We start from the raw sequence: 11,496 nt of genomic DNA, 5'->3' as shown, positions 1-11,496 counted from the left end.
CCTGGCGCCGATGAAGCAAGGCGTTCCAGAACCACTCCCAGGAGGACCCCCGTGGCGAAGGCGAAGTTCGAGCGGACTAAGCCGCACGTCAACATCGGCACCATCGGTCACATCGACCACGGTAAGACGACCCTCACGGCCGCCATTACCAAGGTGCTGCACGACGCGTTCCCGGACCTGAACGAGGCCTCGGCGTTCGACCAGATCGACAAGGCTCCCGAGGAGCGCCAGCGCGGTATCACCATCTCCATCGCGCACGTCGAGTACCAGACGGAGACCCGTCACTACGCCCACGTCGACTGCCCCGGTCACGCGGACTACATCAAGAACATGATCACGGGTGCGGCGCAGATGGACGGCGCCATCCTCGTTGTCGCCGCCACCGACGGCCCGATGCCGCAGACCAAGGAGCACGTGCTCCTGGCCCGCCAGGTCGGCGTTCCGTACATCGTCGTCGCCCTGAACAAGGCCGACATGGTGGACGACGAGGAGATCCTGGAGCTCGTCGAGCTCGAGGTCCGTGAGCTGCTCTCCGAGTACGAGTTCCCGGGCGACGACCTGCCGGTCGTCAAGGTCTCGGCGCTCAAGGCCCTTGAGGGCGACAAGGAGTGGGGCCAGTCCGTCCTCGACCTGATGAAGGCCGTCGACGAGAACATCCCGCAGCCCGAGCGTGACGTCGACAAGCCGTTCCTGATGCCGATCGAGGACGTCTTCACGATCACCGGTCGTGGCACCGTCGTCACCGGTCGTATCGAGCGTGGTGTCCTCAAGGTCAACGAGACCGTCGACATCGTCGGTATCAAGCAGGACAAGACCACCACGACGGTCACCGGCATCGAGATGTTCCGCAAGCTGCTCGACGAGGGCCAGGCCGGTGAGAACGTCGGTCTGCTCCTCCGTGGCATCAAGCGCGAGGACGTCGAGCGCGGCCAGGTCATCATCAAGCCCGGTTCGGTCACGCCGCACACCGAGTTCGAGGCCCAGGCCTACATCCTGTCCAAGGACGAGGGTGGCCGCCACACGCCGTTCTTCAACAACTACCGCCCGCAGTTCTACTTCCGTACGACGGACGTGACCGGCGTGGTGACCCTCCCCGAGGGCACCGAGATGGTCATGCCCGGCGACAACACGGAGATGAAGGTTGAGCTCATTCAGCCCATCGCCATGGAAGAGGGCCTGAAGTTCGCCATCCGTGAGGGTGGCCGGACCGTGGGCGCCGGCCAGGTCACCAAGATCAACAAGTAGTTCCGTTGGTCTGACCTGGTAGCTCCAGCACCAGCTGAGCTCCTGAAGGGGCCCGTACGACTTCGGTCGTACGGGCCCTTTCGCTTGTCCCGTGACGCCTGCTCATGACGGGCACCCCGTAACGCTTCCCGCGCGCCGGGCCAAGTAGGGGTGACAGCACGACCGACGACGAGAGGTGCACACCTTGGCACCGCACGAGAGAAGCAGGGGCGGTCCGCCGGGAGAGATGTACGACCCGGCCGCGTTCGAGATCTTCTACCGCCGCCACGTCGACGCCGTCACGCGCTTCATGGCCCGCCGGGTCACCGATCCGCACACCGTCGCCGACCTCGCCGCCGAGACCTTCCTCGCGGTGATCGACTCCGCTCGCGCCTACCGGCCCGACCTCGGGAGCGAGACGGCCTGGCTGTACGGCATCGCGCGCAACGTGGTGGCCGCGGAGGCGCGGCGCAGCGCGCGGCAGAGCGCGCTCGGCAGCCGGATCGCCGGGCGGCGGCTGCTGGAGGCCGACGACATCGGCCGGCTGGAGGAGAAGCTCGACGCGGAGGGGGCCGGCCGCCGGGCACTGGCCGCCCTGGAGGGCCTGCCCGACGGGGAGCGTGCGGTGATCGAACTCGTCGCCGTCGACCAGTTGAGCGTCACCGAGGCCGCCCAGGCGCTGGGCATACGCAAGGTCACCGCACGCGTACGGCTGCACCGGGCGCGCAGGGCGCTGCGGTCGGCCGCGGCGGGCGGGGACGGCGGGCACGCGGCAGCACTCACGTACGCAGGGGGCGAGGCATGAGCGGGAAGACGGTGAAGACCTTCGAGGACCGGCTGCTGGACGAGCTGCGGCGTGAGATCGCGCTGCGGGGCGAGGACGGGCCGGAGCCGGTGGTGCGGCGCAGGATCACCCCGCGGCGTGCGGTGGTCGCCCTGGTGGCGTGCGTCGCGGCGGCGGGGGCGGTGGTCGCGCTTCCGTCGTCGCAGGGCGGGTCCAGCGCGTACGCCGTCGAACGGCACGAGGACGGCAGCGTCACGGTCAGCATGCGGGACATCGTGTTGAGCGGCGACGACAAGAGGGAGCTGCGGGAGCGGCTGCGCGCCGACGGCATCAGCGTGACCGTCGACAGGCCCAGGAGTGGCTATGCCTGCGCGCAGCCTCGTGGTGAGGCCTATCAACCGGCCTGGGCCGTGGGGTCGGGTGACGCCCCGGTGATGCCCGTCCACGCGTTCACTCTGCGTCCTGGTGATTCCCTGGTGTTCGAGGAGCCGCAATGGGGGACCCGCGGCCGTGCACCCGCTTCGGTCGTGTACGCCTTCAAGGGGCGGGTCGAACCCTGCCAGGAGGTTCCCTGGGACGGATCCGGCGCCCGTAGGGATTCCTTCGAGGAGCAGTAGGCCGAGCGGCCTGTACGGCGCCGGCCGTACAGGCCGCTCGACGCTCCGGCCTTCGAAACTATTCGGCGCGTCCGACCCGTTGTCCCCTCGCCTCACTCCCTTCACCATTTGTCATGTCGCTGAGCAAATTCCGTTTGCGGGATTGACCGGTCGAGGGGTGTGGCATGTCCGCGGACGTCAGTCGGAGAATCGTTCTGGGGGCGGGTGCGGGGCTCGCCGTGTCGCCCGCCCTGCCGGGGGTCGCGCGGGCGGAGGAGGCGTCGGCGGAGGTGCTGCCGGGGGCGCTGAGGGTCTCCGACCCCGGCGCGTACCTCTCCTTCGCGCCTGTGCCGGGGGCGTTCGCGCTGGTCGGCGCGGCTGTGGTGGTGAGCCCCGAGGACCACCCCGGAGTCGTGAGGGTCGCGGGGGATCTGCGGGACGACATCGAGCGGGTGACGGGGGTGCGCCCGGGGGGCGAGCTCGCGCGGGAGGTGGTCCTGGTGGGGACCATCGGGCGCAGTCCGCTGATCGACGGGCTGATCGACGCCGGGAAACTGGACGTCGACGGGGTGCGGGGGAAGTGGGAGACCTCGCTGCACACGGTCGTCGAGCGGCCGATGCCCGGGGTGCGGCGGGCCTTCGTGATCGCGGGCAGCGACCCGCGCGGCACGATCTTCGGGGCGTACGACGTCTCGTACGGGATCGGGGTCTCGCCCTGGTACTGGTGGGACGACGTGCCGCCGGTCCGCCGGGAGGCGGTGTACGTGCGGCCGGGCCGCTTCAGCCAGGGGACGCCGGCCGTGAAGTACCGGGGCGTCTTCATCAACGACGAGAACCCGGCGCTCGGGACGTGGGCGCCGGCGTACTTCGGGCCGGGGAAGGCGCCGGGGTACCCCGGGGGCTTCAACGCGGACTTCTGGGCCAAGGTCTTCGAGGTGCTGCTGCGGCTGAAGGGGAACTACGTCTGGCCGGCGGTGTGGGGGCGGGCCTTCGCCGAGGACGATCCGGAGAACCACGCGCGGGCGAAGGCCTATGGGGTTGTCATGGGCACGTCTCATGAGGCGCCCATGATGCGGGGGATCGAGGAGTGGAACCGGCATGCGGTGCCGGCGGTCAGGGACGCGTCCGGGAACGTGGTCACGCCCGGACGGGACCCCTACGGGGGCACCGGGGAGTGGTCGTACCGGCGCAACGCCGAGGCCATCCGTGCGTACTGGCGGGACGGCATCCGCCGCATGGTCGACGAGGACTTCGAGGGCGTCGTCACGCTGGGGATGCGCGGGAACGGCGACACGAGCCTCCCGGACGGCGACGGCATCGAACTGATGCAGGAGATCATCGCGGCGCAGCGCAGGATCATCGAGGAGGTGACGGGGCGTCCGGCGTCGGAGACCCCGCAGGTGTGGACCCTCTACAAGGAGGTCCAGCGCTACTGGGACCGGGGGCTGCGGGCGCCGGAGGACGTGACCGTCGTCCTCACGGACGACAACTGGGGGAACATCCGCAAGCATCCGGACCCCGGGGAGCCCGTACGACCGGGGGGTTACGGGCTGTACTACCACTTCGACTACGTGGGGGTCGGGCGCAACTACAAGTGGGTCGACACGGCCAACCTGGCGAACCTCTGGGAACAGCTGCACGAGGCGGACGCCTACGGCAACCACGGCCTGTGGGTGGTGAACGTCGGTGATCTGAAGGGCAACGAGCTGCCGACCGGCTTCTTCCTCGACTACGCCTGGAATCCCGGGCGTTGGGGGCTGGAGAACCTGCAGGAGTGGGAGCGGCGGTTCGCGCGGCAGCACTTCGGGGAGGCGGCCGCCGCGGCGATCGCCGAGGTGCTGAGCGCGTACGGACAGCTTCAGGCGCGCCGCAAGCCCGAGTTGCTGAACCGGCGGATCACCCTCGACACGATGAAGGACCCCACGAAGGACGAGCGGGCGATCGTCTACGACGACCAGGAGACGCCGTACTACTTCGGCCACCGTGAGCTGGAACGCGTCACCGAGGAGTGGCGGGCGTTGGCGAAGCGGGCGGAGCGGGTGGGGCGGCGGCTTCCGGCGGCCCTGCGGGACGCGTGGTTCGAGCTGGTCGGGTACGAGGTGGAGGCGACCGCGAACCTGTACGGGCTGCGGGAGGCCGAGTTCCACAACCTGCTGTACGCGGGGCAGGGGCGGGCGGCGACGAACCGTATGGCGGCCGAGGCGGAGAAGGGTCTGGAGCGGGACTTCGAGCTGGCCGATCGCTTCAACTCCGAGGTGGCGGGCGGGAAGTGGCGGGGCTTCCAGACCCAGCCGCACATCGGGTACGGGGACGTGGAGCGGTACGGGCCCAACGCCGGATGGCAGCAGCCGGAGAAGGACCATGTGGCGCTGCCGGACGAGATCTTTCCCAAGGTGCGGCGGATCGAGGTGCCGGAGGCCGCGGAGCTCGGGGTGTCGGTGGACGGTGCCGAGGACGCGGGGGAGTGGTGGCCGGGATCGGCGACGCAGGCCGTCCTTCCGGTGTTCAGCCCGTACCAGACCCGGCCCCAGCAGTACGTGGAGATCTTCAACCGGGGGCGTACCCCCTTCTCGTACCGGATCGAGTCGTCGGTGCCGTGGCTGGTGGTGGAGCGGGCGCGGGGGCGGGTCGAGGAGCAGGTACGGGTGGCGGTGCGGGTGGACTGGGGGCGGCTGCCGGACGGTGGGGGCCGCCTGGAGGGCGCGTTGACGGTGAGCGGGGCGGGGGCCTCGGTCACGGTGAAGGCCGTCGCACAGAGGCCGTCGGCACGGGTGGAGCGTGGGCTGCGGGGGTTCGTCGAGGCGGGCGGCTATGTGGCGATCGACGCGGAGCACTACGCGCGGGCGGTGGGGTCGGCCGACGGGCGTGTGCGCTGGCGCCGGATCGACCGGATCGGGCGTACGGGGGCCGGGGTGACGCCGTGGCCCGTGACGGCGGCTCGGCAGACGCCGGGCGGGGCGGGGCCGCGGCTGGAGTACGAGGTCAGTCTCCTGTCGGCCGTGGACGAGGTGACGGTCCGGGCGTACCTCTCGCCGAGGAATCCGACGCTTCCGACGGGCGGTCTGCGGTACGCGGTGTCGTTCGACGGCGGGGAACCCCAGGTCGTCGACATCAACGCCGCCACCGGGGCCGACGACGGGCTCATGAACAAGCAGTGGGCCCGCAACACCTCGGACAACGTGAACGTGACGGCGACCCGGCACGCGATCGCCGGGCCCGGGGTGCACCGGCTGACGTTCTGGATGGTCGATCCGACGGTGGTGCTGCAGCGCCTGGTGATCGACACGGGTGGGTTGACGTCGACGTATCTGGGGCCGCTGGAGAGCCGCCGGATCTGAGAAGGGACCTGAGGATGACGTACCTGAACCGCTTTCGCCTGCCCGTGCTCGGGGTGGTCGCCGGAGCCCTGCTGTCCACGGCCGTGGCCGTGCACCCGGCCTCGGCGCAGGGGCAGGGACAGCCCGGCCCGTCGTTGCGCGCGCTCGCCGACCGGGCCGGCGTACGTGTCGGCACGGCCGTCGACATGGCGGCCCTCGCGGACGACCGGACGTACCGCGGAACCACCGCGCGTGAGTTCAACTCGGTGACCGCCGAGAACGTCATGAAGTGGGAGTCGGTGGAGCCGCAGCGGGGCGTGTACGACTGGAAGGCCGCCGACGACCTGGTCCGTTTCGCGCGGGCGAACGGGCAGGTGGTGCGCGGCCACACCCTGGTCTGGCACAGCCAGCTGCCGGGCTGGCTGACGGCCGGGGTGGCGGACGGCTCGATCGGGGCGGCGGAGCTGCGCGGGATCCTCCGGAAGCACATCACCACCCAGGTGAAGCGGTACAAGGGGAAGATCCAGCAGTGGGACGTGGTGAACGAGGTCTTCGAGGAGGACGGCAGCCTGCGGAACTCGATCTGGCTGCAGCAGCTCGGCCCCTCCTACATCGCCGACGCCTTCCGTTGGGCCCACGCCGCCGACCCGAAGGCGAAGCTCTTCCTCAACGACTACAACGTGGAGGGCGTCAACGCGAAGTCCACGGCGTACTACGAACTGGCGAAACGGTTGCGCGCGGAGGGCGTGCCGGTGCAGGGCTTCGGCGCTCAGGGGCACCTCGCGATCCAGTACGGCTTCCCGGGGCAGGTCGCCGAGAACCTGGCCCGCTTCGAGGCGCTGGGCATGCGGACGGCGTTCACGGAGGTGGACGTGCGGATGATCCTGCCGGTGGACGAGGCGAAGCAGGCCACCCAGGCGTCGTACTACCGGAAGCTGCTGGACGCGTGTCTGGGGGCGCGGAGTTGCAGGTCGTTCACGGTGTGGGGGTTCACGGACCGGTACTCATGGGTGCCGGGGGTGTTCGAGGGCCAGGGCTCGGCCACGCTGATGGACGAGGAGTACGGGCGGAAGCCGGCGTACGGGGCTCTGCGGGAGGGGCTGGCGGCCGGGAGGTGACGGGCGTCGCCCTCAGCCCTTGTCCGGGTAGCGGGGCAGGTTCTCCGTGGAGATGGTCCAGTCGGCGATGGTGACGTCCTCGCCGTAGACGAAGTCCTTGCGGGTGGCGTAGCGGGGCCCGTCGGGGGTGGCGTGGATGTCGGTGAGGACGGCGCCGGTGCCGGTGCGGGGGTCGAAGATCGAGTAGACGGGAATGCCCATCAGCGGGTAGTCGCGAGCTTTACCCACCCAGTCGTTGTCCGGGTTGGAGCGTGAGACGACCTCGATGGCGGCGATGAGAGAACGGGGATCGAAGGATCCGTCGACATCCATGTCCTCTTCGACGATCACCATCACGTCGGGGCGGCGCATGATGTTTTCGGGTTCGTCCTCCACATCGGGCTCGCCGGTATGGGCCACGATCTCTTCCGGCATGACCTTCTCCAGGCGCTTCCGGAGCCGCAGCGTCGTGAGCTCGTGACGGCCGCTGGGCGACATCATGTCGTGGACGATCCCTTCCTTGGTGATCTCGAATTTGCCGGGGAGGGTGTCGTCCATCGACTGAACGAAGTCCCGCATGGCCCGGTAGGGGTGAGAGGCGCCGTGCCGTGCGTTGTCCGGGGTGATGGCCATGGCACTCGCTCCTCGTCTGTGCCCGAAGGCAAGGATCGTCACGTTCATGCTAGGTGGCCCCCATGAGGTCGGGCGTGGCGTGGTCGGGCCCGCAGTCGCGGCAGCGGCTCCCCCTCGGGCCCCGGAAGCCGCGGTCGCAGCCGTCGCAGTTCGTCATCCCGTAGTGGACGGGCGGCGGTGACGCAGGGGTCCGGAACGGCGGCGGGGGTGGCAGCTGAGCCGTGAGCCGGTGGGCCAGGAGGGCGGCCGGGCGGTGCAGCGGCTCGTCCGGGAGATCACCGGTCAGGGCGTGGCGTACGGCGGTGGGGGTGAGGTCGCGCTCCAGCCAGGCTGCCACGCCCGGGGCGAGGTGCGCGGTGTCGCAGGCCGAGAGGAGGAGGCGGGGGTCCGTGCGGCGCAGGTCGGCGAGGAGATCGGTGGCGGTCTGGAGGAGGGTGGGGGAGCGGTAGGCGGGCTGGGGGACGGCGGGGAGGGGCTTGCGGGGGGCCTTTTTCTGCCGGGGTGCGCTGTTACGGCGTACGTCGTCCCGGCGTACGGGCTCGCCCTCCGCGCGGGTGCGGCCGGGCTGGTTGCAGGAGATCGTGCGGGTGATGATCCGGCCGCCGGGGACGCGTTCGCGTTCGCGGCGCAGGTAGCCGTGGGCTTCGAGTTCGCGCAGGGCGGCGGCGATACGGGTCGTGCCCTCCTGGAAGCGACCGGCGAGCGTCTTGATATCGACGCGGGCGCCCTTCGGGAGCGACTGGATGTGCGCGGCCAGCCCGATCGCGACGAGGGACAGCTCGGGGTGCTGGGCGAGGTGGTTGCCGATCACCGTGAAGCGGGTGGTGTGGCGGGTGTGGTCGTGGATCAGACCGCCGGAGTGCCCGGAATGAGGGCCCCGATTCGGGTGTTCGTCGGCGGTAACCCGGCCTTGGGCGCGCGAGGGCGCGCTAGGGTGCTGCGTATCCATTGGGAAGGGTCTCGTCCTTCTCGGTGGTCAGGCCCTCGCACTGGGATTGCCGTCCCGGCGGGGGCCGTCGTATGTCCGCTGTCCGCGGTTGTGTCGCGCTGAGCGTAAGCGCAACAACCGTTCCCGAAGCCAGCCGAGTTGGCGATGTTCACCTACGTGGGTGACCGCACTGACGGGCGGGAGGGGAGGGGTGGGGTTTGGTGGGGTTCTTTCAGCCTTGAGTTCTTTGGTGGTGACAGCCCGTGGCACCGGAGCACAGATTTCTGGGTGCCGGTGGGAAGGTGATCTCGGCCCAGACGGTCTTGCGTGGCGGGCGCCCGGGAGTGGTTCCCCAGCGGTCGGCGAGCGCCTCGACGAGGAGGAGACCCCGGCCGGACTCGGACCCGGCGTCGGGGGCGGGATGTTGAGCTTGGGGCAGCCGTTCATGGTGCGTGTCCGTCACCTCGATACGGAGGGTGCGGCCGATGACGTAGAGCGTCAGGTCGAAATCGCGCCCCTGGACCCGTCCGTGCGTCGCCGCGTTGGCCGCCAGCTCCGCGACGATGTGCTCCGCCGGGTCGGACGGCAGCCCCCAAGTGCGCAGTTGCTCGGTCGCGAGCAGCCGGGCGAGGCGGGCTCCGCGTGGTGTGGAGGACAGTCGCAGACTGAAGTTGCGGATGGGGCTGTGGTGTTCGGAGCCAGGGCCGACGGTTTCCGTATTCACATCACTCAGCGTGGTGGCGCATGCCTACTGTGAACAGTGACTACGCCGATACGTACGGTGACTGTCTTGGACGTTGTCCGGTCGTGTCGGGCCTGTCCGGAAGGGCCGTACGGGTAGGGGGCGTTGAGGCGCGACGGTACGGCGGAGAGGTGCGCGATGTTGGTGGACGGGGACGCGGGGCGGCTCAAGACGGAGGCCGACGAGCCGGGCTGGGTGGTGGATCCGGACGACGAGTGGGGAGTCGCGGTCATCGCCACCGTCGGGCGGCAGTTGAAGCTGCGGCGGGAGGCGGTGGGGATGAGCGCCGCCGACTTCGGGCGGGCTGTCGGGTACGGCGAGGACCTGGTCTACAAGATCGAGGGCGGGAAACGGATTCCCCGGCAGGAGTATCTGGACAAGGCCGACGAGGCGCTGGACGCGGGCGGGCTCATCGCGGCGACCTGGGAGGACGTGAAGAAGGTCCGGTACCCGAAGAAGGTGCGGGCACTGGGGGAGATGGAGGCGAAGGCGGTCGAGATCGGGGTGTACGAGTGCAACAGCGTCCATGGGCTGTTGCAGACGCCGGAGCATGCGCGGGTTTTGATCGAAGCAGCGCAGCCGCCGTACTCACCGGATGACGTGGAGCGCATGGTGGCCGCTCGTCTCGCTCGGCAGGCGGTCTTCGAGCGCGACCCTGCCCCGTCGATTCACTTCGTCCTGGAAGAGGCCCCGCTGCGACGCCCGCTCGGAGGCACAATGGTGTGGCGACAGCAACTCGAACGTCTGCTGGAGGTCGGGCGGATGCGCCACGTCACACTCCAGGTGATGCCGACACGCGTTGAGGTCCACTCCGGTTTGGACGGCCGGATCGAGTTGCTGAAGTACATGGACGGCACGGCGGTCGGACGTTCCGACGGAGCATTCAGCGGGCGTCCCGTCTCCGACCCGAGGCAGCTCCGCATCCTTGAGCTGCGGTATGGCACCATCCGAGCGCAGGCTCTCCCTCCTTGGGAATCGCTGGCCCTCATCGAGCAACTGCTGGGAGAGACATGATCAGTAAGGCCTCCGCCGGGGACGCCTCCGAACCGGCCTGGTTCAAGAGCAGCTACAGCAGCGGCAATGACGGCGAGTCCTGCGTCGAGATCGCCACCACCCCCGGCACCGTCCACGTCCGCGACTCCAAGGACCTCGCCGGGCCTCGGCTCGCGCTCGCGCGGGACGCGTGGGCGGAGTTCGTGACGTACGCGTCCGGGAGCTGACCGTCCCGACGGGACGCCGGGATCGTCCCGTCGGCTTTCCAGGGTGTCTGACCTGTGGAATCGCCGTGCAATCACCCTTGGTACTCTGCCGCTTCCTGTAGAGCATCCGTTCGAAGAGGTGTGAATGAACGCAGGCAGACGAACCGTCGCGGTGGCCACGCTCGCGGGAGCGCTGGCTCTCTCGGTGCTGAACGCGCCGGCGGCCAACGCGGCGGACACCGGTATCACCGTGTCGGACATCGTCATCAACAAGGGCAAGCCGATCGTGGTCGGCACGTCGAATGTGGTGGAGCCCTCCCTCTCCTTCAGCATCACCCTGCCCACCGGGTACAGCACCGCCGACCCGTCCCGCTACGAGGCGTATCCGTTCCTCTACCGCGGCACCATGAGCACGGCGACCGACACCGGGGAGAACTTCATCGGGCCGGGCAGCTACACCTGCTACGAGATCGACTCCAAGCACGCCCGCTGTGAGGGCAACCTCTACATCGACCCGCACCCGAGCCAGGAGCACGTCGACTCCAACAGCGACGCCACGACGTGGAAGGTCGGCGTCGCGCTGCGGCTGTGGAAGGCGGACGGCGGTCTCAAGGCTGAGGAATACGAGACGCGGTCCAAGACCGCCCAGCTCAAGCGTGCGGCCAGGGCCACCACCAACGCCTCGCCGGAGCCCGTCGCCAAGGGCAAGGCGATCACCGTCACGGGCAGGCTGACCCGGGCGAACTGGAGCACGAAGGAGTATGACGGCTACGGAGGTCGTACCGTGAGCCTCCAGTTCAAGGCCAAGGGCACCGACACCTTCACGACGGTCAAGAAGGCCACCACCAGCAGCACGGGGGCGCTGAAGACCACGGTCACGGCCTCCGCCGACGGCTCGTACCGCTGGGTCTACTACGGCAACAGCACGACCGGCGTCGCCACCAGCGCGTCGGACTACGTCGACGTGCTCTGACGG

Annotated in this window: 11 protein-coding genes; 8 read left to right on the top strand and 3 right to left on the bottom strand. The window is 69.5% G+C overall.

Annotated features, from left to right (window positions below; translation table 11 throughout):
• The first annotated feature begins 51 nt into the window (after positions 1 to 51).
• From tuf to RM704_RS25125, 5 genes are all read left to right on the top strand, one after another.
• Positions 52 to 1,245: an elongation factor Tu gene (gene tuf, locus RM704_RS25145; RefSeq protein ID WP_033528329.1), complete on the top strand. Its 1,194-nt coding sequence runs from the start codon at positions 52 to 54 to the stop codon at positions 1,243 to 1,245.
• A 226-nt stretch (positions 1,246 to 1,471) separates the two neighbouring features.
• Complete coding sequence (locus tag RM704_RS25140; RefSeq protein WP_033528330.1) at positions 1,472 to 2,029, top strand: RNA polymerase sigma factor; 558 nt, start codon at positions 1,472 to 1,474, stop codon at positions 2,027 to 2,029.
• Positions 2,026 to 2,625 carry a hypothetical protein gene (locus tag RM704_RS25135; RefSeq protein WP_033528331.1) on the top strand — a complete coding sequence of 200 codons (600 nt, stop codon included), beginning with the start codon at positions 2,026 to 2,028 and terminating at the stop codon, positions 2,623 to 2,625. The genes RM704_RS25140 and RM704_RS25135 overlap by 4 nt, the downstream gene beginning before the upstream one ends.
• A 164-nt stretch (positions 2,626 to 2,789) precedes the next feature.
• Positions 2,790 to 5,942 (top strand): glycosyl hydrolase 115 family protein, encoded by a 3,153-nt coding sequence (locus RM704_RS25130; RefSeq protein WP_192829692.1) that lies wholly within the window; start codon positions 2,790 to 2,792, stop codon positions 5,940 to 5,942.
• 14 nt (positions 5,943 to 5,956) lie between these two features.
• Positions 5,957 to 7,039 (top strand): endo-1,4-beta-xylanase, encoded by a 1,083-nt coding sequence (locus tag RM704_RS25125; RefSeq protein ID WP_033528332.1) that lies wholly within the window; start codon positions 5,957 to 5,959, stop codon positions 7,037 to 7,039.
• Between the two features lie 12 nt (positions 7,040 to 7,051).
• On the opposite strand, the gene RM704_RS25120 is transcribed toward RM704_RS25125, so the two are convergent.
• The 3 genes from RM704_RS25120 to RM704_RS25110 form a co-directional block, all read right to left on the bottom strand.
• On the bottom strand, positions 7,052 to 7,651 hold the full coding sequence (locus RM704_RS25120) for a Uma2 family endonuclease (RefSeq protein WP_033528333.1): 600 nt from the start codon (positions 7,649 to 7,651) through the stop codon (positions 7,052 to 7,054).
• A gap of 49 nt (positions 7,652 to 7,700) precedes the next feature.
• On the bottom strand, positions 7,701 to 8,600 hold the full coding sequence (locus RM704_RS25115) for a DNA-binding protein (protein WP_033528334.1): 900 nt from the start codon (positions 8,598 to 8,600) through the stop codon (positions 7,701 to 7,703).
• A 211-nt stretch (positions 8,601 to 8,811) separates the two neighbouring features.
• Entirely contained in the window at positions 8,812 to 9,303 is a 492-nt protein-coding gene (locus RM704_RS25110; protein ID WP_033528335.1) for an ATP-binding protein, read from the bottom strand.
• Positions 9,304 to 9,459: 156 nt separating this feature from the next.
• On the opposite strand from RM704_RS25110, the gene RM704_RS25105 reads away from it, so the two are divergent.
• The 3 genes from RM704_RS25105 (at position 9,460) to RM704_RS25095 (ending at position 11,493) form a co-directional block, all read left to right on the top strand.
• A complete protein-coding gene (locus RM704_RS25105) occupies positions 9,460 to 10,335 on the top strand; it encodes a helix-turn-helix domain-containing protein (protein WP_033528336.1) in 876 nt (291 codons plus the stop codon).
• Positions 10,332 to 10,541: a DUF397 domain-containing protein gene (locus RM704_RS25100; protein ID WP_033528337.1), complete on the top strand. Its 210-nt coding sequence runs from the start codon at positions 10,332 to 10,334 to the stop codon at positions 10,539 to 10,541. Before RM704_RS25105 ends, RM704_RS25100 begins: the two co-directional genes overlap by 4 nt.
• 124 nt (positions 10,542 to 10,665) lie before the next feature.
• Entirely contained in the window at positions 10,666 to 11,493 is an 828-nt protein-coding gene (locus tag RM704_RS25095) for a hypothetical protein (RefSeq protein ID WP_052146124.1), read from the top strand.
• Positions 11,494 to 11,496 lie beyond the last annotated feature (3 nt).

This window comes from Streptomyces gottesmaniae (genome assembly GCF_031845845.1).
In the GTDB taxonomy this organism is placed as follows: Bacteria; Actinomycetota; Actinomycetes; order Streptomycetales; family Streptomycetaceae; genus Streptomyces; species Streptomyces akebiae.
The sequence above is the reverse complement of the archived record's forward strand: the minus strand, read 5'-3'. Positions and strand labels throughout refer to the sequence as shown.